Source organism: Akkermansia massiliensis (assembly GCF_018847375.1).
Lineage (GTDB): Bacteria > Verrucomicrobiota > Verrucomicrobiia > Verrucomicrobiales > Akkermansiaceae > Akkermansia > Akkermansia massiliensis.
Map to the genome: position 1 here is coordinate 1,452,645 of NZ_CP072036.1, position 21,038 is coordinate 1,473,682.

Annotated in this window: 18 protein-coding genes; 8 read left to right on the plus strand and 10 right to left on the minus strand. The window is 59.0% G+C overall.

All coding sequences use genetic code 11. The annotated features are described in order from the left end of the window. Positions 1–23: 23 nt before the first annotated feature. The 4 genes from J5W70_RS06035 (at position 24) to J5W70_RS06050 (ending at position 3,066) form a co-directional block, all read left to right on the plus strand. A complete protein-coding gene (locus tag J5W70_RS06035) occupies positions 24–776 on the plus strand; it encodes a hypothetical protein (RefSeq protein ID WP_022396941.1) in 753 nt (250 codons plus the stop codon). A 37-nt stretch (positions 777–813) separates the two neighbouring features. Then, positions 814–1,749, plus strand: a complete 936-nt coding sequence (gene metF, locus J5W70_RS06040; protein WP_022396940.1) for a methylenetetrahydrofolate reductase [NAD(P)H] — start codon at positions 814–816, stop codon at positions 1,747–1,749. A gap of 52 nt (positions 1,750–1,801) precedes the next feature. Continuing rightward, positions 1,802–2,539, plus strand: coding sequence for a tetratricopeptide repeat protein (locus J5W70_RS06045; protein ID WP_022396939.1), 738 nt, complete (start codon positions 1,802–1,804; stop codon positions 2,537–2,539). 254 nt (positions 2,540–2,793) lie between these two features. Beyond that, a complete protein-coding gene (locus J5W70_RS06050; protein WP_022396938.1) occupies positions 2,794–3,066 on the plus strand; it encodes a hypothetical protein in 273 nt (90 codons plus the stop codon). A gap of 90 nt (positions 3,067–3,156) precedes the next feature. On the opposite strand, the gene J5W70_RS06055 is transcribed toward J5W70_RS06050, so the two are convergent. The 8 genes from J5W70_RS06055 to J5W70_RS06090 all read right to left on the minus strand — a co-directional run bounded on the left by J5W70_RS06055 (position 3,157) and on the right by J5W70_RS06090 (position 13,593). After that, positions 3,157–3,783 carry a TetR/AcrR family transcriptional regulator gene (locus J5W70_RS06055; protein WP_022396937.1) on the minus strand — a complete coding sequence of 209 codons (627 nt, stop codon included), beginning with the start codon at positions 3,781–3,783 and terminating at the stop codon, positions 3,157–3,159. A gap of 132 nt (positions 3,784–3,915) precedes the next feature. Next, the gene (locus tag J5W70_RS06060) at positions 3,916–7,074 is read right to left on the minus strand and encodes an efflux RND transporter permease subunit (RefSeq protein ID WP_102731547.1); all 3,159 of its coding nucleotides are present in this window, start codon (positions 7,072–7,074) and stop codon (positions 3,916–3,918) included. Between the two features lie 48 nt (positions 7,075–7,122). Continuing rightward, positions 7,123–8,541 (minus strand): efflux RND transporter periplasmic adaptor subunit, encoded by a 1,419-nt coding sequence (locus J5W70_RS06065; RefSeq protein ID WP_022396930.1) that lies wholly within the window; start codon positions 8,539–8,541, stop codon positions 7,123–7,125. Positions 8,542–8,564: 23 nt separating this feature from the next. After that, positions 8,565–9,854, minus strand: coding sequence for a TolC family protein (locus J5W70_RS06070; protein ID WP_022396929.1), 1,290 nt, complete (start codon positions 9,852–9,854; stop codon positions 8,565–8,567). 144 nt (positions 9,855–9,998) lie between these two features. Continuing rightward, positions 9,999–10,427, minus strand: a complete 429-nt coding sequence (locus J5W70_RS06075) for a hypothetical protein (RefSeq protein WP_022396928.1) — start codon at positions 10,425–10,427, stop codon at positions 9,999–10,001. Positions 10,428–10,510: 83 nt separating this feature from the next. Continuing rightward, positions 10,511–11,536, minus strand: coding sequence for an ankyrin repeat domain-containing protein (locus J5W70_RS06080; protein WP_022396927.1), 1,026 nt, complete (start codon positions 11,534–11,536; stop codon positions 10,511–10,513). Positions 11,537–11,548: 12 nt separating this feature from the next. Continuing rightward, the gene (locus J5W70_RS06085; RefSeq protein WP_022396926.1) at positions 11,549–13,030 is read right to left on the minus strand and encodes an MFS transporter; all 1,482 of its coding nucleotides are present in this window, start codon (positions 13,028–13,030) and stop codon (positions 11,549–11,551) included. 122 nt (positions 13,031–13,152) lie between these two features. Next, entirely contained in the window at positions 13,153–13,593 is a 441-nt protein-coding gene (locus tag J5W70_RS06090; protein ID WP_215841947.1) for a hypothetical protein, read from the minus strand. A 381-nt stretch (positions 13,594–13,974) separates the two neighbouring features. On the opposite strand from J5W70_RS06090, the gene J5W70_RS06095 reads away from it, so the two are divergent. Continuing rightward, positions 13,975–14,577, plus strand: a complete 603-nt coding sequence (locus J5W70_RS06095) for a hypothetical protein (RefSeq protein ID WP_215832976.1) — start codon at positions 13,975–13,977, stop codon at positions 14,575–14,577. Positions 14,578–14,592: 15 nt separating this feature from the next. Here the strand turns inward: J5W70_RS06095 and J5W70_RS06100 are convergent, their stop codons facing one another. Both J5W70_RS06100 and J5W70_RS06105 read right to left on the minus strand, forming a co-directional pair. Continuing rightward, the gene (locus J5W70_RS06100) at positions 14,593–15,351 is read right to left on the minus strand and encodes a tetratricopeptide repeat protein (protein ID WP_022395907.1); all 759 of its coding nucleotides are present in this window, start codon (positions 15,349–15,351) and stop codon (positions 14,593–14,595) included. Positions 15,352–15,423: 72 nt separating this feature from the next. Next, positions 15,424–16,341 carry an ArsR/SmtB family transcription factor gene (locus J5W70_RS06105; RefSeq protein ID WP_022395906.1) on the minus strand — a complete coding sequence of 306 codons (918 nt, stop codon included), beginning with the start codon at positions 16,339–16,341 and terminating at the stop codon, positions 15,424–15,426. Between the two features lie 37 nt (positions 16,342–16,378). On the opposite strand from J5W70_RS06105, the gene metK reads away from it, so the two are divergent. From metK to J5W70_RS06120, 3 genes are all read left to right on the plus strand, one after another. Further along, positions 16,379–17,563 carry a methionine adenosyltransferase gene (gene metK, locus J5W70_RS06110; RefSeq protein WP_022395905.1) on the plus strand — a complete coding sequence of 395 codons (1,185 nt, stop codon included), beginning with the start codon at positions 16,379–16,381 and terminating at the stop codon, positions 17,561–17,563. 22 nt (positions 17,564–17,585) lie between these two features. Further along, on the plus strand, positions 17,586–19,001 hold the full coding sequence (gene ahcY, locus J5W70_RS06115; RefSeq protein WP_022395904.1) for an adenosylhomocysteinase: 1,416 nt from the start codon (positions 17,586–17,588) through the stop codon (positions 18,999–19,001). Between the two features lie 1,031 nt (positions 19,002–20,032). Beyond that, on the plus strand, positions 20,033–21,028 hold the full coding sequence (locus J5W70_RS06120) for a hypothetical protein (RefSeq protein WP_146017926.1): 996 nt from the start codon (positions 20,033–20,035) through the stop codon (positions 21,026–21,028). Positions 21,029–21,038 lie beyond the last annotated feature (10 nt).

Consider the following 21,038-nt stretch of genomic DNA (forward strand, 5'->3'; position numbering starts at 1 on the left):
TAATCCCTCTACCATTTGACGACATGAGCAATTTCCGCATCCTTATTCTGGTGTTCCTGGTGGTGGTGCTGGCCGTTCTGGGAATGATCTATGTGAACATTTCCTCAAGGATGGATGTGATTCAACAGCAGCAGATAGCCCCCGTGCCCGCTCCGGCAGCCGTCAATCCCTCTCCTTACCTTCCCATGCCCACCCAGACGCCCGGCACCGCCGTTCAGCCGGTAGTCGTGGCGGACCCGGTGGTGAGCGAGGAGCTGGCCCATGCCACGGCCGAGCTGGAACGGATGAAGAAGGAGAATGAAGATTTGAAGAAGCGCCACGCCATGGCGGAGGAGGAACGCGCCCTGCTGGAACGCCGGAGCATTGAAAAGGGAGACCCCCGCCTGCAATGGCTCAATGAGATCAAGGACGCCGAACAGGTGGGACGCGTGACGGAATACTACCGTGACGCCAACCTTGTCCTGTTCCAGTCCATTGGCCAGCCTGACCTGAAAGTGGGGCAGGAACTGGGCATCCGCAGGCGCGGAAGCATCTTTGTCTCCCTGATTATCGACGGAGTTGACCCGGACGGGAAGGTGTTCCAGTCCTACGTGAAGCGCAACACGCTTTTTGACAACAATGACAAGGAGCCCATCAAGCCGGGGGATGAAGTGATTGTCCCGCCCGCAAGCTGGCAGGAAAACATGATGGGAGAAGGCGAGCCCGGCGCGGCCCCGTCTGCCGCTCCCGCTCCTGCGTCGGCTCCCCAGCCGGTGATGATTCCCATGGAGCCGTAATGCGGGTCCGGATAGAGCCAAGCCAAATAAAGAAAAAGTGCATCTGAGAGAAAGATTGCAGTCGGGCGCAGGCCCCAGTCTGTCCTTTGAATTTTTCCCGCCCAAGAACGAGCAGGCTGCGGCGGCCCTGTACCAGACCATTCGTGAACTGGAACCGTACCATCCCAGTTTTGTCAGCGTGACGTACGGCGCGGGCGGCTCCACCCGTGAGCTTACCCGGGAGGTGGTGCTGCGCATCCAGCATGAATCCCGCATTCCCACGGTGCCCCACCTTACTTGCGTAGGCCATAGCCGGGAGGAAGTATGGAGCATTCTGGACCAGTACGCCCAGGCAGGGGTGCGGGCCGTTCTGGCCCTGCGGGGAGATCCCCCGCGCGGCACGGAAAATTACAACCGTGATGCGGATGCCTTCCGCCATGCGGCGGAACTGGTGGCTTTTATTCGTGAATATAACGAATCCGGACGCCATCCTGATCCGGACGGGTTCGCCATAGGCGTGGCCGGCTTCCCTGAAGGCCATCCGTCCACGCCCAACCGCCTGCGCGAGATGGATTTTCTGAAAGCGAAGGTGGATGCCGGCGCGGATTATATCTGCACCCAGTTGTTTTTTGACAACCATTCTTTTCTGGATTACCGGGAACGTTGCCTGCTGGCCGGCATCAAGGTGCCCATTCTGGCCGGAATCATGCCCGTAACCAGCCTGTCCGGCATGAACCGCATGGCGGAGCTTTCCGGGGGCACGTGTTTTCCGGCCCGGCTGCTCAAGGCGCTGAAACGCGCCGGCTCCAATCCGGACGCCGTTCAGGAGGTAGGCATCCAGTACGCCTCCAGCCAATGTGCGGAGCTGCTGGATTCCGGCGTGGACGGCATTCATTTTTATACGCTCAACCAGAGCCGCGCCACGCGGCAGATCTACAGGAACCTGGGCCTGAAGGATTCCCTCCAGCTTCTGGAACATGGCGAAGATAAGTAAAAAGCTGATTGATTTGGCCGGGACAACACGATAGAAACCTCTTCAACATATTATGGATATCAAGGATATTAAACGGGCCATGGACAACATGCCGATGGGCGACGGAAGCGCGTTTGCGGAAATCTCCGTCGGTCCGGCCAAGCATGAACAGTTTTTGGATGAACACTACGGAAAGGTTGCGCTGGTCGTGCTGCTGTGCGTTCTCGGAGCCGCCGGATGGATCATTTACAACGGCATGCAGGATTCCATGGAAAGAAAGGCAGGCGCCGCGCTGGTGGCCGCCATGCCGGAATCCCCCGCTACCGGGGAAATCTCCCTGAATGAACAGGGGCTTCAGCAGGTGGTGGCGGATTTTGACGATTCCCGCGCCGCCGTCACCGCCACCTATCTTCAGGCGGTCGCCCTGTGGAACGCCGGCAAGGAGGATGAAGGCGTAGCCAGGATGAAAGCTTTTATTGATTCCGCTCCCACGGAGGAATGGAAGGCCCAGGCTTCCGTTACCCTGGCATGCCGCCTGATGAACCGCGGGAAGGCGGATGAGGCGGATGGCCTGTTCCGTTCCGTGGTGGACGCGGGGGATCCCACTTTTTCCGGTTTTGCCACCATGTGCCTGGGGGACATTGCCCGGGCGAAGAAGGACAATGCCGCCGCGGGAGCCTTTTACCGTGAATTGGCGGAAAAGTTCCCGTCCAGCGCGTTTGTCCTCCAGCGCGGAGGCTACCTGTTGCGCAAGAGCCTGTTTGATATTCAGAGCCCCGTCCGCATCGAACCCGCTGCGGAGCAGAAATAATCCGGGCGGACTTTTCCGGAGCTTTCCGGAAGATGAACGCTTTCTACATCCGCATGTCTGTTCTTTTGCAGCGCATGCGGATTTTCGTGTCCAGGAGCGCCGGAACAGGGCGTTCCAAAGGGTCCGCTGTGCATAACAGGCGTCATGATTCCGGGAATTTCTCTCCGGGCTGTGACATGCTTAAACAAATCATGCGGGCACGCCGCGCTTACTGGATGTAAGCCGGGCTGCCGGCATTACCAATATTTCACACCATGAACAAGCATATCAAATCCCTCTGGCTCCTTCCCCTGGCCGGGCTGTCTCTTTCCCTGATGCCGTCCTGCACGACGGACAGTTACGGAAACAGCACCGTGACGCCTGGCGGGGCCGCCGCCATCGGCGTGGGCGCGCTGGCCGCCGGGGCTGCCATCGGCGCGGCGGTCCAGCATGACCGCGACAAGGACAGGTATCGCAATGACTGGCATCACCACAATCCTCCGCCTCCGCCGCCCCGTCCGCCCCACCGCCCCCATTGGAGGCGGTAAGGGAAAGCCCATGGCCCGCAAATCCTGCGGCGCTCCAGCTTTGCGGGAAGAGCGCGGCGCAACGTGGTATTTCCGGAGTCCGGTGAGTTCTCAGGACTGGCGGATGCCGCGGAGCGCCCAGGTCATGCGCTGCCTGGCGCTTTCCGGGTCATTGAGGATGGAGCCCAGCAGATCCAGCACGGGCCGCACGGCATTCGGGTCGTGCACCTGGAGTTGTCCGGAAAGGATAAAAGGAGCCCCGCCGCAGCAGACGAGGTAGATGAGGATGTTCATGGGGTCTCCCTGGAGCACGGAACCTTCCTCCTGGGCTTCCCGTATGGTTTCCAGCAGGACGAGGGGGTGGCGCGTATGGATTCCTGAAATGAAGCGGATGGCCGCCCGTTCTCCCGCCAGGGCGTCCAGCACCAGCTGAGCAATGAACTGGCCGTGGCGCAGCAGGAACTCCATGACGTCTTCCAGGATGGCTTCCAGTTTTTCAAAGGCCGGAAGATGAATGTTGGCGTGGGTTCTGACGCCGGTGAACAACGGTTCGTACCAGCGTTCCAGCAGTTCGTTCAGAAAAGCTTCCCGGTTGCCGAAGTGATAGACAAAGCTCCCCGTATTGGTGCCGGCGCGCAGAGACAGGCCGCGGATGGTGAGAGCGCGGAGCCCGGATTCCCCGACGATCATGGCTCCCGTATTGAGCAGGTGCTCTCTGGTGGATTTCCGTTTGGGCATGACGGTGAAGCTTAAGCACCCATGTGTGCTCCTTATCGGCCCGGAAGGCAAGGACTTGTTACGTCTGTCATTGTAAAAGGCGGAACCGGGGCCTCGTCCTTCCCCGGTTCCGCCGCTGGAATCCCGAATGGATCAGGAGGTTGCTTCCAATTCTTTCCGGCGGGAGGAAATCCAGCGGGAGAAGAGTTTGGCTGTGGCCGGAATGATGAGCAGGTTCAGGATGGTGGCTGAAACCAGTCCGCCGAACTGGACGATGGCCAGCGGCCCGAGCAGTTCGCCCCCGGGCTTGTCAATGGCCCAGATCAGGGGGAGCAGGCCGAGCACCGTTGTAAGGGAGGTCATGATGATGGGAACCACGCGTTCCAGCGAACCTTCCCGGATGGCTTCCGCCGGGTTCATGCCCTTGTGTTCCAGCGCCCGGTACCTGTTAAGCAGGATCAGGCCGCTGCGGATGGCAAAGCCGATGACCGTCACGAAGCCCACGATGGAAGCCACGGAGAGGATGGGCGGAATGTACGCGGCGCCGAACAGGGAGGACAGCGTGCCGGGAGAAGCCAGGAACACGGCTACGATGCCGCCCACCAGGCACAGCGGAATGTTCACCAGCGTCAGCATGGCGCGGCGGACGCTCCCCAGCGCAGAGGAGAGAAGCAGCACAATGAGCACCATGACGATGGCCCCCAGCACGTAAAGCCGCTCGGAGGCAGATTCCCGCGCCTTGATGGTGCCGTCATAATCCACCGTGCAGCCCATGGCGTTCATCACCGGGTCCAATTGCTCCCGGCAGGCTTTCGCCAGGTCCCCCAGGTTGGAATTGGGGGAGGGGTTGCAGGAGATCATGGCCTTCCGCATGGTGTTGTCCCTCAGGATGAGGTTGGAGACCTCCTCCCGGTACACCTGCGCCACGTCGGCCAGGCGCACGGTCTTTTTATTGGGGGAAATGAGTTCCAGGTTCTTGATGTCTTCAATGGACGTCTTCAGCCTGGGATCAATGCGCAGGACAATGTTCCAGTGGTCCTGGTTCTTGATCACTTCCCCCAGCTTCTGGCCGTTCATGGCCGTGGAAACCTGTTCCGCGGCGTTCGCCATGGTCAGGCCGTGGGAGGCCAGGGCTTCCTGGTTGTACTGCACGCGGATGGTATCCACCATGATTTCCCGGTTGGCGCGCGCGTCCGCCACTTCCGGCATCTTTGCCAGAATCTCCTTGGCCTTCTGGGCCGCCAGGCGGAGCTGGGGCAGCTCCGTGCCGTAAATATTGATGGCGATTTCCGAGTTGGAGCCGGAGAGGGCGGAGCTGATGCGGTGCGCCAGCGGATAGCCGATCATGGAGCTGGTGCCGGGAATATCGTCAATGCACTTCTTGATGGCGGCGCGCAGTTCCTTCTGGTCCTTCTCCAGGTCTACGCGCACGAGCAGTTCGGAGGCGCTGACGGGTTCCGCGTGTTCGTCGTTTTCCGCGCGTCCCGTGCGCTGGGTGACGCTGAGAACGCCCGGAATGCGTTCAATGTCCTTCATCACCGTCCGGGAGATGCGCTCCGTTTCATCCAGGGAAGTGCCCGGCACCGTGCTGACGAAGACCGTGTAGCAGTCCTCGTTGAACGGCGGCAGGAAGCTGGTTCCGAAGGTGGACCCCAGCCACAGCGCCAGCAGCGTGATGGCCGCCATGATGGCGCAGACCGTCTTGGAGAAGCGCAGGCAGAACTCAAGGATAGGCGCATAAATGCGCTTGATAAGGCGGGAGCTGAAGGAATCCCCGCTTTCCAGCGTGGCGGCGTTTTTACTCTTCTTGAACCACATGTAGCAGAGCACCGGGGTAATGGTGACGGCTACGATGAGGGAGGAGAGCAGGGCCAGCATGTAGGAGATGCCCAGGGGGCGGAAGAACTGGCCTTCCAGCCCGGACAGGAAGAGCACCGGCGTGAACACCAGCAGGATGATGACGGAGGAGAAGGAGATGGAACCCACGATTTCCCCCTTGGCCTCCATCAGCACCTCATACTTGCTCTTGCGCCTGTCCTCCGGCAGGGCGGCGTTCCGGTTCAGGTGCCGCCAGGCTATTTCCACGAAAATGATGGCGTTGTCCACCACGTCCCCCACGGCTACGGCCAGGCCGCCCAGGGTCATGATGTTGATGGCCAGCCCGAAGACGGGGAACATCATCATCCCGAACAGGACGGACAGGGGCATGGAAATCAGCGTGATGATGGCCGTGCGCAGGTTCAGCAGCGTCAGGAAGATGACGATCATGACCACTGCTCCCGCAATGAGCAGGGTCTCCGTGCCGTTGTCCAGGGACATTTCAATGAAATCCGCCTGGCGGTAGGCGGTCGTATGCAGTTTCATGCCCTTGGGAAGCTGGCTCTGGCTGAACTCCTTGACGGCTGCGTCCACAGCCTGCGTCAGGGCCAGCGTATTGGCTCCCGGCACCTTCTGCACGGAAAGCACCACGGCGTCTTCCCCCATGAACCCGGCGTCGCCCCGTCGCGGCGCGCCGTCTATCTTGACCTCCGCTACGTCCTGAAGCCGGAGAATGCCGGAGGCGTGGTCCGGAACCAGGGCGCGGTTCAGCTGTTCAATATTGGCGGTGCGGGTATCCTGCTGAATGGGGAGCTCCTGCCCGGCCACGTCCTCCAGGTACCCGGCGGGCACGGAAGACTGGGATTCCTCAATGGCCGTTTTCAGGCTGGAAAGGTCCACCCCTGCCAGCTTGAGCTTGTTGGGATCGTAAACCACCTGGTATTCCGGCAGGCGGCCGCCCAGCACCGTGACCTGTCCTACGCCGGGGATGGCCAGCAGGCGCGTGCGCAGCTTGTATTCCGCCAATTGCCGCATGTCCAGCGTGGAGGTGTCCTTGTCCCCCGTCAGGGCGATCAGCATGATTTCCCCCGTTACGGAGACGATGGGCGCCAGCTCCGGGGACGTGCCTTCCGGCAGGGACTCCCGGACCGCTCCCAGGCGTTCCGTCACGATTTGGCGCGCCTGGTAGATATCCTTGTCCCAGTCAAAGTCCACCCATACGAAGGAGAGGCCGCTGCCGGAGGAGGAGCGCACGCCCTTGACCCCGGCGGTGCCGTTCATGGCGGACTCAATGGGAATGGTGATGTACTGCTCCACTTCCTCCGCGGTGAGGCCGGGGGCCTCCGTCTGGATGGTGACGCGCGGAACCTTCAGTTCCGGAAACACGTCCACGGGAATATTTTTCACCACGAAAATGCTGATGACCGCCAGCGCGAGCGTCAGCAGAATCACGGTAATCCTGTTATTCAGGCAGAATGAAATTAGAAAATTCATCGAATTCCTGTTTCTATTAACTGTTTTCTAATCACGTTGAGCTGAAAATCAGTGTTCTCCTTCGTGGAACTGGCCGTCCGCATGGAAATGCCCGGCCGCCTTCTTGCTCCCGGCGTCTCCCGTGGGCAGGATGTATTTCAATTCATAGCCGCCTTTGGTCACGATGGTTTGTCCCGGCGTCAACCCTTTGACGGGCGTTTTTCCCTGCCGTGCGGGCAGTGTTTCCACCTTCTTCATGACGAAGGTATCGTCCGCCGCCTTGATGAAGACCACGTCGTTCACCCCCACCTTGACGACGGCGCTGTTGGGAACGGGAATAAAGCCGTCCGTAGCGGCGTCATGGGAATACAGGTCCAGCCGGGCAAGCTGTCCGGCATGCGTCCCTTCCGGCATGCGGTCCGGAACGAAGTACAGGGCACGGGACTGCGTGGCGGGGTCCACCTGGTCCGCCACCCGCAGGGTGCCGTCCAGCACTTCCGTATTTTTTCCGCTGGTCAGGGCCAGCTGGGCCTTCGCATAATGGACGGGGTCAGCCCCGTAAATGGTGGTGGCGAATTCCAGTTCCCCCTTGTTGGTCATGACGAGGGCGGGCGCGCCCTGTTCCCCCCAGGAACCCTGGGTCATGTTCACGGACTGGACGGAGCCGTCCGCCGCGGCGTACACGTAAAGGAGGTTGTTTTTCAAAGCTCCGGAATCCGTCACCAGCTTCAGTTTATTATTGCTGGCATCCAGGGCGGCGCGGAGGCTGTGGATTTCTGCCTCCTTGAATTGAATGGAAGTATTCAGCTCACTGTTACGGGTGCCGATTTTTTCCAGTTGGGCCCGGCGTTCCTTGAGGGTATTGAGTTCCGCCGCGGCGCGGTCAAGGGCAGCCTGCGCCTGGGAGGCGTTTCCTTCCATCTCCACGATGTCCGGTGAGGCCAGCGTGTACAGCAGTTCCCCCTTGCGTACCTGCTGGGCGGACTTGACGTTGAAGGTGACGCGCCCGGCGGCGGGAAGGGCGTACGTCGTTACCGCATGGGGAGGAATAACCATCTGGCCGTGAAGGGTCTTTTCCGCGCCGTGAGTGGCTTCCGTCACCTTTTCAAAGCGCATGTCCAGGGAATGGCGCGCCTTTTCATCCACATGCACGGGAATCATGTCCCCCGGCTGGCCGGAACCTTTCTCCGCGGCCTCTTCATGTTCGTGGTCGCCCGTGCAGGCTTCCCCCTCTGCATGCTGGTGGCCCTCAGGCTCGTGGTCGCCTGTGCAGACGGAGCCGTCCGCGTGCTTGTGTTCCTCATGGGCGTGGCCCTCGGCGCAGGTTTCCCCTTCCTTGTGCTGGTGGCCTTCATGGCCGTGGTCCGCCGTGCAGGCGGTGCCGTCCTCGTGTTTGTGTTCCGTAGGTGCCGGCTGCTCTCCGCGTGCGGGATTGAGGCTGAAAACGGGAGTCAGGCCCAGGATGATGGAAAAATAGAGACGTTTCATGTTCGTTAAAATGATGAAGATTTTTATTTGGATTGAAGGTTGGCGTGGGTGAGGTAGCGCAGCTGGGCCTGAATGGCCAGCAGCTTGTCCAGATTGTCCAGGAAAGCCAGACGGCTTTCATAAAGCTGGTGGCGGTTTTCCGCCAGCTCCAGCAGGGAGGCTTCCCCGATGCCGTGCAGTTTTTCCATGGTCCGGACGGAGGAGGCGAAGGACTCCATGCGCTGAAGCTCCGTCCGGCAGTGGCGGAGCACCATCTGCTGGCTGGCGTCAAGCTGTCGGGCGTTGAACAACTCCGTTTTCCAAAGCTGGATGGTTTCCTGCCTGGACAGGTTCCGTGTGCCGCGCGCTTCCGCAATGGCCTTGCGGTTGCGGTTCCAGAGGGGAAGATTGAACCCTATTTCTCCGCCCACTTCCTTTTCCCCGTCGTCACGGGTGAAGGAGGGCCCGAGCTCCAGTTCCGGGTACTGCCGGCGGATCTCCGTCTTGAACAGGGTTTCCGTGGTGGCGTAGGTTGCCAGTTGGGCCTTGATTTTCGGGGCTGAGGCCAGGGCGGCGGGGCCGGGGGCCGGAACGGCGGCAGGCAGTTGGAAGCCCTGTCCCGTCAGGAAGCCGAGCTTCCGTGCCGCGGAGGGATGCAGCCCCATCAGCCTGACCAGCTCCATCTTCTGCTCCAGTTCCGTTTCCGTCACGGTCTGGAGTTCCCGGATGGCGTCGTTCATGCGCTGGGAAGCCACTTGGCGGGAGGAAAATTCCACTTCCCCTGCGCCAATGAGTTTTTCAATCACGCCGTTTTCCTGCCGCACCGCATCCAGGCGTTCCCGGATGACGGCCTTGCGGCGCTGGGTAACGGCCAGCTTGCTCCAGGCCTGGTCCAGGGAACTGAGAAAATCCAGTTCCGCCTGGCGGAGGGTCCAGAAGTCCGCCTCCTTGTACTGCTCCGCCACCTTTTTTTCCAGGGCGGGAAGACCCGTCACGGGAATGGTGAAGCCCAGGCTGCCGGACATGTTGAGCGTATTTTCCTGGAGGACTTGTTCAATATCCCAGGAAAAGGACGGATCGTTCCACCAGCCCGATTGTTTGGCTGCTTCATTGCTGGAAGCCAGTTTCAGGCGTGCCTTGTTCAGATCCGGATTCATGACCAGGCCGATCTGGCGTGCCTGGTTCCGGGTAACGGAGATGTGTGTGTCCACGCGGGATGCCTCTTTCCAGGAGGCTTCCTCCGCATTCAGGTCGATGGGTGCGCTGTGATAGACGCTGCATGAACTGAGGAAGGCGGTCAGGCCTAGCCCAGCGAAAAATGGTATGGATTTCATGATGAAAAAGAGAATAGAAATAGTTCGGTCCAATCAGGTTTGGACAATGCGGCAAATAATTCCGCGGAAACAAATAAGGCCGGACGCAATCAACAAGTAGCGTTCAGCCGGAAACGTCCCTGGGACGTTTCTGAAAAAGGGCCGTTAAATCAGCAGGGGAAGTTGAAAGCCTTCATGTATCGGGCCGTCGTCCCTGAAGGGGTCAGGGGGGGCGGGTATTGCGGAATCCGATGTTTGGCTTGTTAAAAGAAGAGACTGTGCCAGATGATGGAAATCCGGGAAGGTCTGCCAGATAATGCAGGGCTGGGGAAGCGGCGCATGAAGAACGGGCAGCGTCAGGTCGTCAATCTCCAGACGCTGGTGTTCGCAGAGGTGCCCGGCCAGCGGGCTGGAAGTGCTGCTGCCGGGACCGTGGTCCCCACGGCATCCGCAGGGTGCGGCATCGTGATGGCAGGAGCAGGAAAAGAGGAAGACCTCCTGATGGCAGGGGCATACGGAAACCATGCCCGTTCCGCCTACAATGACCAGCAGAAGGGTGAGCAGCATGATGCCGTTGCGCAATGCTCTAACCATGGTATGCCGTGAATCCTAGAAAGGAGCCGTGAAAGCGTCAAGAGCAAAGTGGCGGATGTCGGAACCTTGAAGAAACCGGGCTGTTATTTCCCAGCCGCTTTACGGAGCAGGTCCACGGTGTGTTCAAAGGCTACGCCGCGCACGTCAATGATCTGGGAGTTTTCCGCTACGGCCCCGGTGATTTCCTCCTTGAATTTTCCGGCCTGTTCCTCCGTGAGCAGGTTTTTGGAGATCAGGGAGCGCGTAATGAGCTGGAGAACGTACTCCGTTTCCACAAAGGACTGGCGGCCTACCGCCTTTTTCATGGCTTCCATGAATTCGGGGGCGTGTTCAGGCGAGAGAGCCCCAACGGCTTTTTCATAAGCCTGTGCAAAGGTGTTCACCGGGGCCTTGGAAACTTCCGTCTTGGTCAGGTCAAAGCTGGATTGGTAGGCAAGGGCCCCTTCCTCCGCCAGTTGAAGGGCGTTCTTGCCGAATTTGTTGACGGCATTCATGTCCGCCCCTTTTTCCAGCAGCAGGGCCGCCACCTGGAAGTTGCCGCGCATGGCCGCCAGCATCAGCGGCGTAAAGCCGTTGCCTTCCCGGTTGTTGATGTCCGCCTTCTTTTCAATCAGCATGTCGGACAAGCGGTCCAGGCCGCTCCAGGACGCCCAGTGCAGGGCGGTCCATCCGTCCTTGTCCTTCTGGTCGATTTCCACGCGGGGGTCTTCCAGCAGGCGTCCCAGGTAGGGCGCGCGCTTGGCTTCCAGCTTCAGCGTGGTTTCAATGTTGTTGTAGTTGGCGTAGCACACCCACATGACGGGCGTTCTGCCGTGGGGGTCCGTCATGTTGACGAAGGCTTTTCCTTCCTTCGCCGCCAGTTGTTCCCCTTCTTCCAGAGTTTGGTCGAATTCCTTCATCCCCTTGACTCTGGCTTCCTGTTCCTCCTGTTCGGAAGACGCATTGACTTCCTTGGCCTCCGCTTTTTTCATCACGGTGATGAGGTCCAGGGCCGGATTGGGGTCTCCGGAGAAGGATTTGGAAACCACCAGGCTGATCCCGCCCAGAATGGAACTGAAAGCCACCAGGATGAGGGAGTCCACAATGATGTTGCGCGTGTGCTGGTTCATCGTCTTGAGAGGTTAGGAGTTGGCTTCCGTGAGTTCTTCCGCCGTAACGGCGGGGTCCATTTCCGTTTCAATGGCCGCAATGGGCGGGGAGTCCGCGTCTTCCTCCGGATGGTCGGAGGTGATGGTCTTGCGGGTCATGATGATGGCGATGGGGCTGATGACGGCCATGGCCAGGTAAATGGTCCACATGAATTCGGGTGAATCCCAGAAGCCGATGTGCCCGGTATCCATCTTGGCGCAGATGCCGTCGTAGCAGAGGTAGGCGACCAGCAGGCCGCCGATGATGCCGTTGATGGGCTTGGCAATGAACATGGGCAATGCCGCCAGGGACATGTAGGAGGCCACCTTGTCCTTGGGGGCCACACGGGCCACATATTCCGAGAAACGGGGGGAGAACAGCAGTTCCCCGAACGCGAACACCAGAATCTGCGTCACAATGGCTACCAGATACGCCTGGGAGCGCGTTTCAATGCCGGGCACCACATAGTACCATTCAATGGGAATGGCCATGAAGACAAGGGAGAAAGCGGAAATGGACATGCCCACGATCATGAGGCTGACGGTGGAGAAGCGTCCCAGCACCGGAATGAGCAGGATAAGCCCGGAAACGATGATGGCCGGGTTGATGGCATTGATGGAGCCGATGGCAAAGTCATCATACAGGGTGCGCACGTAGTATTTGGGCATGACCAGGAATTGCAGCGTGAAGACGATGCGCACGCCCATGGTCAGCACCAGGAAGAGGATGAGCTTGCGGAAGGCGGATTCCTTCCACACTTCCCGGAAAAGCTGCAGGGGCCGGCGGAGGGGCGCTTTCAGGTTGGCCTCCTTTTCACTGGGTTCCGCGTAGTTGTCTTCGTCAATGAAGCGGGTGGTGATGCAGCCCAGCAGCACCATCAGCGTGCCGAAGTTGATGATCCAGTAGCCGCCGTCCACGGCGCCGAAGTGCTTGCGGAAGAATTCAATCAGGAATACGTTCGCGATCACGGCGGCGATGTTCATCAGCAGATAATAAATATTGAACCCCGTGGCGCGCGCATTCAGCGGGGCGAAGCGCCGGATGGAGGTCTGGATGACGGGGGACATGAACGCCGTGCCGAAGGACATGATCAGAATCCCTGTCATGACCACCAGCCTCCCGGAGTCCACGGTGGGGCTGAGGTCCGGCCCGAAGCCCATGATGAGACGCCCGGCGATGAGGATGATGAAGCCGATCAGGTACGTGCGCCGTATGCCGATGATGTCGCAGATGGAACCCACCGCAAAGACGAAGGCGGAGATGAACAGGGTATACAGCCCCACCCACAGGGCCGCGTCCGCATCGTTGAAACTGCAGTAATCCGTCAGGTAGAGGACAAAAACCGTAATCAGGGAGAAGTAGGCCATGCCGTCGAAGAACTGTACGACGTTGGTGAGCCAGAAATCTTTGGATACGGTTTTTAGGATTTTGAACTCGGAAAAGTACTTGATGATAGGGTTGGCGGACTCGTTCATGCAGAAGAGAGTAAATTTTGACGACGGTGGAAGAGTGGGTTACCCGCACCCCCGTTTCAAGTTTTTTTCTCTCAAAAGCCGGATTAACCGGAAAAATGCGCGCCTCCGTCACGGCGCATCCCCTATCTGGGAAGAATGCGCCGGAAGCCCGCCACATTGCACCATGACAATGCTTTCAGGCATTGTTCCACGGCCATGGCGTCTGAGGGCAGCAGGGGCCACAATCCGGCTTCCTTCAGCCCGGATTTGGCTATTTCCGCTGCCTTCCATTCACGGAACTGGGTGGGAAGGGCGGAGAAGGTGAAGAAGGCCCAGCAGGCCAGCCCGATAGCCAGCGCAATCTGGAACTTCAACAGCCCGGTGGCCAGCATCCCCAGCAGGATGAGGGCTGTGAAGAAGGGAATCATCATGGCGCGGGCTGCGGCGGTTTTGCGGGCTTTGGCCGCAGCAGGGTCTTCCCGGACCAGGCTGCTCATGGCCCAGGTGTGGGCCACGCAGGCCAGGCGTCCCGCAGTCACCTTGCCCTCCCAGGCGGGGGGGAAGGCTGATGAGCCCGTTTTCATCCACGCCGGGAAAACGGGCCTCCGCCAGTTTCCGCTGGCGTTTTTCCGCGCCGTCCAGGCGGTGAATCAGCCCCGCCGGACCCGGAAATCCCGGCAATTCCCGCGATTCGTAGGTACGCAGCGGAATGACGCCCTTGGTGAAGCGCAACGCGGCAATGACGCCGAGCACGACCACGGAAAGGAAAATCACTACTGCGAATAGCATAGACCGCTTTTTCTCATACAGCCGCCTGTCCGTCAATCTCCCCGGATGGCATGACCCGCGCTCTGGCGGTTCTCCGGGTGCGGATGGCCCTCTCCTCCGGGAAACGCTGGATTTGGATTGCTTTTACGGCTTTTTTCATGTAATTGCTGACCGCAATGGTCCATATCCGGGAATGCATGAGGAAGTGGCTGCCGTTTGTTCTGATGGCGGCGGCTCTCGGAGTGTCTCCGGCCCAGGATGTGGCGAGTCCGGATGCCGCAGAGCTGGACCTGGACCTGGTTAAATTGAAGAAGGGGCCCAAGGGCAGGCAGAGGGAAGCCATGCGGAAGGCCCTTCTGCTCGTACATTTGAAGCAGAAGGAAACGTGGCTGGCGGAGTCCACGGGGGAAGCCGCCCTTCACCTGAAAGCGGAGATTTCCTTCCGGCGGTATCTTGCCGCGGTAGATTTGGCCGGCTGCCCGGAGGAATTCAAACGCGCGTTCCGCCGTTATGCCGGACTGCTGAATTCCTTTGAAGAAAAAGATTTGAAAAGCGTGCGGGATTTTCCGTCCGTTCCCTTGCAGAAGGCCGGAAGGGAGCTTTTCCGGGTATTGCTGAACTACCGTCTGGAGCCGGAGCATCTTCTGGAGGAAATGAAAGCGCTGGTGGATGAAGAGGTGGAAGGTAAAGAGGAGCTGTCTCCGGAGCAGATGATGGACATTGTCCGGGAAGTGCGGGAGGCCCTCCAATCCGGCAAACGCCCCTTTCCTGCGGAAAGGGCTCCGGAGGACAGGGAATGAGGCATGGCCTGTTTTTCACCTGTAGTTTTGTTGAATCCATTCAACAGCTTTCGGGTTTTGCGGCAGGTAGGTTTTTAAAACTTCCCTGATACGCTCCCTGGATTGACGGTTCGCGGGGACCTCTCCGTCCATGGCGGCAGGCATGATCGGGAACGCTTTCTGCCGCTGTGCCTGTTGAAGATAGCGGGCATAGGCGTCCGGGTGCCGTTCCGCTTCCTCCCTGGACGGAATTTCCAGTTTTCCCATCAGGTAGAGCAGGTAAAGGGCCTCCGGGTTATTCAGCGCGGCGGCTTTTTGGTAAAACTCCATGGCTTTCCGTTCATCCCGCATGATGCCGTATTCTTCGTCTCCGCAGGCATACAGCCGTCCCAGTTCCAGGGAGGCGGGTGCGTAAGACTGCCTGTCCGCCTGTATCAGATAAGCGAGGACCTCGGAAGGGTTTTCGGAAATGCATTCCGTGAAAGCTTCATACTGGGCCTGCGGGCTTCCATGGTCCGTCGCTTTTTTAATCCAGTAATTGTATTCATCGACTTTGAGATCGTTTTTGGAGATGAAGTTATGATCCGCCATTTGGCGCATGGCGGGAATGCAGCCAGCCTGCGCCGCTTTTTTCAACAGTTTCTCCTTCTGGTCAAATTGCTCAAAGGGGGAAAGCTGCATGTATTGCCGGTACAGTTCCTCGGGACAGGCTTCCCTCGGGGCGGCTATCCAGTAAATGCCCAGGGCGGCAGCGAGGATGGCGCCTGAAATGATTAATGCGGATTTAATGCTCACAATAGGTGAGCGGTTGCCCGGCAGAATTTTGTCTGAAAAAACGGTTGGAAAAAGGAGTGGGGCGCCTTCCGGTTACGGTTTCCAGGCGGCGGCCATCAGGGTCTGGAAATGGGGAGGTTCCGGTTCCCTGTCCACAATGTCCGTATGGATGTTCCGGAAGCCGGCTTCCTTGAGCATGCTTTCCAGAGCGGCGGGCGTGAAGCCCAGCCAGCGGTCCGCATAGAGTTCGCGGGCTTCCTCCTGCCCGTGCTGGAGCAGGTCCAGAACGACCAGGCAGCCTCCGGGTTTCAGGATGTTCCAGGCGGCTTCCAGGGCCTTGACCGGCTTTTGGGCATGGTGCAGGGCCTGGCTGAGCAGGGCCAGGTCCACGGTGCCGGGATCAATGGGCGGCGTTTCAATGTCGCCCAGGCGGTATTCCAGATTGTCCAGCCCGTGCTTGCGCGCCAGTTCCTGCCCCAGTTCCACCATGCTGGGGGAGTTGTCCACGGCGATCACCTGCTTGGCGCTGGGGGAAATGAGCTGGGAGACGAAGCCTTCCCCGGCGCCCAGGTCCGCCACCACGTCATAATTCAGGATGCGGAGCAGGGCTCCGGCCAGCGCCTTCCAGGAACGGCCCGGAGCGTAGTTCTTGCCCAGGCGGCAAACGACTTCATCAAAGTAGGCCTGCGTGCGGTTCTTGCGCTTGTCCAGAATGACCTGGAGGGCTTTTTTGTCCGTTTCCGCCTCCAGCAGTTCCTCGCAGGCTTTCAGGGCCACGTTGTGCAGGTCGTTGGCCAGGGAGAGGGTGTAAAAAACGTTTTTCCCGGAGCGGGTGTCCTCCACCACTCCTTCCTGCCGGAGCTGGGCAAGCTGCGTGGAGATGCGGCTCTGCCCCATGCCGAGAATTTCCTGGAGCTCCGCAACGCTCAGGGATTCTTCATTCAGAACGTTGATGATGCGCAGGCGGGTGGGGTCCGTCAGGAGTTTGAGCGTTTTTAGGATTGACTTCATGGTAGAATAATATATCAACGCATCGAGATTTATCGATATGAGTAAAAACAACCCTCACATCTTCACGTCGGAATCCGTTGGAGAAGGCCATCCGGACAAGGTGGCCGACTACATTTCCGACTCTATTTTAGACGCCTGCCTGGCTCAAGACAAAACTAGCCGCGTCGCGTGCGAAACTTTGGTGAAGAGCAACATGGTCATCATCGCCGGAGAGCTGACGACCAAGGCGGTAATCAATCCGGAAAAGATCGCCCGCCAGGCCATCCGGGAGATCGGGTACTGCAACCGGCAGGACGACGACGTGTTCCATGCGGATACCGTCTTTTTCACGAACCTGCTCACGGAACAGTCTCCGGACATCGCCCAGGGCGTGGACGCGCGGGAAGCGGAGGGCAAGGGCCACGCGGAGCAGGGCGCCGGGGACCAGGGCATCATGTTCGGCTTCGCGACGAACGAGACGCCGGAGCTGCTGCCGGCCCCCATCGTGTTCGCCCACAAACTGCTCATTGAACTGGCCAAGCGCCGCAAGCGCGGGCATGTGGACTGGCTGCGACCGGATTGCAAGTCCCAGGTGGCCGTGGCCTATGATGAGGCCGGACGCCCCGTGCATATTGAGAACGTGGTTATCTCCACCCAGCACACGGAGGAAGTGGACCATGATACGATTTACAATTACTGCGTCAGACTCATTAAGACCGTGCTTCCTGCGGAACTGCTGGATGACAGGACGGAGTACTTCATCAATCCCACGGGGAAATTCGTGGTGGGCGGCCCCCACGGGGATTCCGGCCTGACGGGCCGCAAGATCATTGTGGATACGTACGGCGGCATGGGCCGCCACGGCGGCGGCGCCTTCTCCGGGAAGGACCCGTCCAAGGTGGACCGTTCCGCGGCGTACATGTGCCGCTGGGTCGCCAAACACATCGTAGCCGCCGGGCTGGCGGACAAGTGTGAATTGCAGGTGGCCTACGCCATCGGCTACCCCACCCCCGTTTCCATCCGGGTGGATACCTTCGGCACCGGAAAGGTGGAGGAAAAAGCCATTGAAAGCGCGCTGGAAGGCATTTTCTCCTTCAAGCCTGCGGACATGGTGGACCAGCTCGACCTGCTGCGACCCATTTACCGGAAGACGACGCACTACGGGCATTTCACCAATCCGGAGCTTCCCTGGGAACAACTGGACGAAACGCGCCTGGCCTCCCTGAAACAACTTCTTCATTAATCCAACGACAACGTTTACAGACATGTTTTCAGAAACGGAACAATACAAGGTGCGCGATATCAGCCTGGCGGATTTCGGACGCAAGGAACTGGACATTGCGGAACATGAAATGCCCGGCCTGATGGCCGTGCGTGAAAAGTACGCGGCCGCCAGGCCCCTGAAGGGCGTGCGCATCATGGGCTCCCTGCACATGACGGTGCAGACGGCCGTGCTGATTGAAACGCTGACGGCCCTGGGCGCCTCCGTCCGCTGGGCAAGCTGCAATATTTTCTCCACCCAGGACCACGCCGCCGCCGCCATTGCCAAATCCGGCACGCCCGTGTTCGCCTGGAAGGGGGAAACGCTCCGGGAATACTGGGACTGCACCTGGAAGGCCATGAACTTTCTGGAAGGCCTGGGACCGCAATTGATTGTGGACGACGGCGGAGACGCCACCCTGCTCATTCACCGCGGGTATGAGATGGAGGAAGGTTCCGGCTGGGTGAACACCCCGTCGGAGTCGGAAGAAGAGGAAGTCATCAAGGACCTCCTGAAAAAGATCGCCGCGGAAACGCCCGGCATTTTCCACCGCTGGCTGCCCGAGCTGAAGGGCGTTTCCGAGGAAACGACTACCGGCGTGCACCGCCTGTACCAGATGCAGGCCGCGGGACGCCTGCTGATTCCGGCCATCAACGTGAACGATTCCGTGACCAAGTCCAAGTTTGACAACCTGTACGGCTGCCGCGAGTCCCTGGTGGACGGCATCAAGCGCGCCACGGACGTGATGATCGCCGGGAAGGTGGCCGTGGTCTGCGGCTACGGGGACGTGGGCAAGGGCTGCGCCCAGTCCCTGCGCGGCATGGGCGCCCAGGTGGTCGTGACGGAAATAGACCCCATCTGCGCGCTCCAGGCCGCCATGGAAGGCTACCGCGTGCTGACGGTGGAGGACACGCTGGGCTGGGCGGACATTTACGTAACCACCACGGGGAACTGCGGCATCATCCGCATTGAGCACATGGAAAAGATGAAGGACCAGGCCATTGTGTGCAACATCGGCCACTTCGACAATGAAATCCAGGTGCACAAGCTCCAGACCTATCCCGGCATCAAGCACCTGAACATCAAGCCGCAGGTGGACCGTTACACGTTCCCGTCCGGCAACAGCCTGTACTTGCTGGCGGAAGGCCGCCTAGTCAACCTGGGCTGCGCCACGGGGCACCCCAGCTTCGTGATGTCCAACAGCTTCGCCAACCAGGTTCTGGCGCAGCTGGAACTGTGGAATACCCGTGAAAACCGCCCCGTGGGCGTGGAAGTGCTTCCCAAGGTGCTGGATGAGGAGGTGGCGCGCCTGCACCTCGGCAAGATCGGCTGCAAGCTTACCGTCCTGCGTCCGGAACAGGCGGACTACATCGGCGTTCCGGTGGAAGGCCCGTACAAGCCGGACTTTTACAGGTATTGATCCGGCGGGGGGCTCCGTTTTCCGGCTGTTTCATCGGGAAGCTTTCCCGGTGGAACGGCTTTTTCCATTTTCGCGGCGGAGCAGGGGAGGGAATTCAGGTGTGCCCACTGTTTTTTCCGTGAAAAGATAAGAGGGGAGAAAATGCTTTCCGGCATCGGCCATTGTTGAAGGAGCGGGAAAATGAAGTCCGTTTCCGGCGCAGAATGGGGTTTTGGTTCCGCGCCCTGGATGGAGGGAATGAAAGAAATATTCTTCCGGAGTGAGCTTCATGTTTTGCTTTCCTGTTATATCAGCCAGTATTCCAACTCAACGTTTCCCCTTGAACACACCACTGCCGGAGAAAAGAAGAAGCCGGTTCCGGAACGCAGGGAGGAATTCGGGAAAATTAAAGTAGCACCGGCTTGTTTCCTGCTGGTATCATGCGGCTTGCTTGCAGGCTTAAAACAGCCCTGTTTCACGGGCGGGTTTGAAATCCGGTGAGACTCTGCAGTCCGGAAAAGTTATGCTCCGGGATGGTGGGCGCAAATCCTGAATCAACGCTCCATCAGTTCTTTTTCACGGGTGCATGTCGCCTGGGAGCCAGGGCCTCCCGGGCCTGATGGACATTCCCTCCGGAGCGCAGAGACGGTTATGCAAGCAAAGAGCTTACGCCATGCTCCGGAAGGGGTTTCAGCCACGAGAGGCCGGAATCTTCCGTTCCCGGGAGCCGGAGCCGCAGCTTCGCCGTTCATCACCGTCGCGCCGTTCCCGTTCCTGCCTGCGCCATTTTTTTGTGTTATACCCTCCCGGCTTTTTTGAAATGAAAAGAAAGCTTATTTACGTCAAGAACGGCCTCTGTCGATGCCGGAGTATTGGCAAACGGAATTTTCCGAAAATGTTTTTCTTTCAAATGTGCAGGCTTGACCCCGGATTTCAAATCCGTAATGTATTCATGAAGCCGTTTTAATGGCGCATGCTCCCAGGGTGCAATCCATGTTTTTCCAATGCCTTCCGTTGAAGGGCGAGGGTTGCTCCCCTACATCAAACGTACCATGGATACTTCTTCCCGGAAAACGGCTCTCGTTGTGTTGTTCAACCACCAGTATGACCGCAACATTCCGGTAATCAGGGAGATTTATTCAAGGCGTTTTTCCGGGCTGCTTCAATTAATGCCCTATTACAGGGGGGACGCTCCGGACGTATGTTCCGTATTCGGCAATTCATTCCAGTTTTATAATTATATTTTACAGGCCCGGGAAAGAATCAGGAATCTGGATGGCGATTATATTCTCATCATCGGAGACGACCTGCTCCTGAATCCCCGGTTTGACGAGTTTTCCACGCCGTCCCTGCTGGGAATCCATGGGGAGGATACGTGCTACCTGGACGGTTTTGTGGATGTCTCCCTGCCGGTGTGCTACCGTGGAACGGTGGAGGCCCACCGTTTTTCCACGGCTCCCGCCGGCATTGATGCGGACAGCGTCAACAAGAATGTTCCGCCGTACGGGGAAGCCCGTCAGATTTTGAAATCCAGGAACCTCATGCAGCATGACGAGCTGTCCCGCGTGCGCATGTTCCTGCCCAAGTGGAATCCCGGCGGCGGCATCCATGCCAACTGGAAGGTGCTGAAGGGCAGAATCTGGCATCTGCTGAACCACTGGAAGCACCGGATCAAAAAGTACCGGTATTCCTATCCCGTCGTCTTCGGTTATTCGGACATCGTGTGCATTCCGAAAGGGAAGTTTGACGATTTTTGCCGCATCCTTGAGGTATTTTCCGCATGGAACATGTTTGTGGAGCTTGCTATTCCCACAGCCTTGCAGCTCCTTCCCGGAACGCGGCTGGCTACGCTGGAAGACACGCAGTACAAGTCCGGAAACGTCTGGTTCCCGCAGGATCCGGAACATTTTGAGGCCATGAATGCCGTCATTGATGGGCTGGTGTCCTCTTCCGGCGGAGACCTGGGCAAATTGCTTGCCTCCTTTCCGCAGGAATACCTGTACCTCCATCCCGTGAAATTGTCCAAATTCGGTGCGCGTGGTCTTTAATCCATTGATT

Coding starts and splice junctions, on each gene's coding strand:
- J5W70_RS06065 (WP_022396930.1), bottom strand. CDS start 8,541: ATGAAACGTCTCTATTTTTCCATCATCCTGGGCCTGACTCCCGTTTTC.
- J5W70_RS06080 (WP_022396927.1), bottom strand. CDS start 11,536: ATGAACCAGCACACGCGCAACATCATTGTGGACTCCCTCATCCTGGTG.
- J5W70_RS06060 (WP_102731547.1), bottom strand. CDS start 7,074: ATGAATTTTCTAATTTCATTCTGCCTGAATAACAGGATTACCGTGATT.
- J5W70_RS06070 (WP_022396929.1), bottom strand. CDS start 9,854: ATGAAATCCATACCATTTTTCGCTGGGCTAGGCCTGACCGCCTTCCTC.
- J5W70_RS06095 (WP_215832976.1), top strand. CDS start 13,975: ATGAGGAAGTGGCTGCCGTTTGTTCTGATGGCGGCGGCTCTCGGAGTG.
- J5W70_RS06050 (WP_022396938.1), top strand. CDS start 2,794: ATGAACAAGCATATCAAATCCCTCTGGCTCCTTCCCCTGGCCGGGCTG.
- metK (WP_022395905.1), top strand. CDS start 16,379: ATGAGTAAAAACAACCCTCACATCTTCACGTCGGAATCCGTTGGAGAA.
- J5W70_RS06105 (WP_022395906.1), bottom strand. CDS start 16,341: ATGAAGTCAATCCTAAAAACGCTCAAACTCCTGACGGACCCCACCCGC.
- J5W70_RS06055 (WP_022396937.1), bottom strand. CDS start 3,783: ATGCCCAAACGGAAATCCACCAGAGAGCACCTGCTCAATACGGGAGCC.
- J5W70_RS06090 (WP_215841947.1), bottom strand. CDS start 13,593: ATGAAAACGGGCTCATCAGCCTTCCCCCCCGCCTGGGAGGGCAAGGTG.
- J5W70_RS06085 (WP_022396926.1), bottom strand. CDS start 13,030: ATGAACGAGTCCGCCAACCCTATCATCAAGTACTTTTCCGAGTTCAAA.
- J5W70_RS06045 (WP_022396939.1), top strand. CDS start 1,802: ATGGATATCAAGGATATTAAACGGGCCATGGACAACATGCCGATGGGC.
- J5W70_RS06120 (WP_146017926.1), top strand. CDS start 20,033: ATGGATACTTCTTCCCGGAAAACGGCTCTCGTTGTGTTGTTCAACCAC.
- J5W70_RS06035 (WP_022396941.1), top strand. CDS start 24: ATGAGCAATTTCCGCATCCTTATTCTGGTGTTCCTGGTGGTGGTGCTG.
- ahcY (WP_022395904.1), top strand. CDS start 17,586: ATGTTTTCAGAAACGGAACAATACAAGGTGCGCGATATCAGCCTGGCG.
- J5W70_RS06075 (WP_022396928.1), bottom strand. CDS start 10,427: ATGGTTAGAGCATTGCGCAACGGCATCATGCTGCTCACCCTTCTGCTG.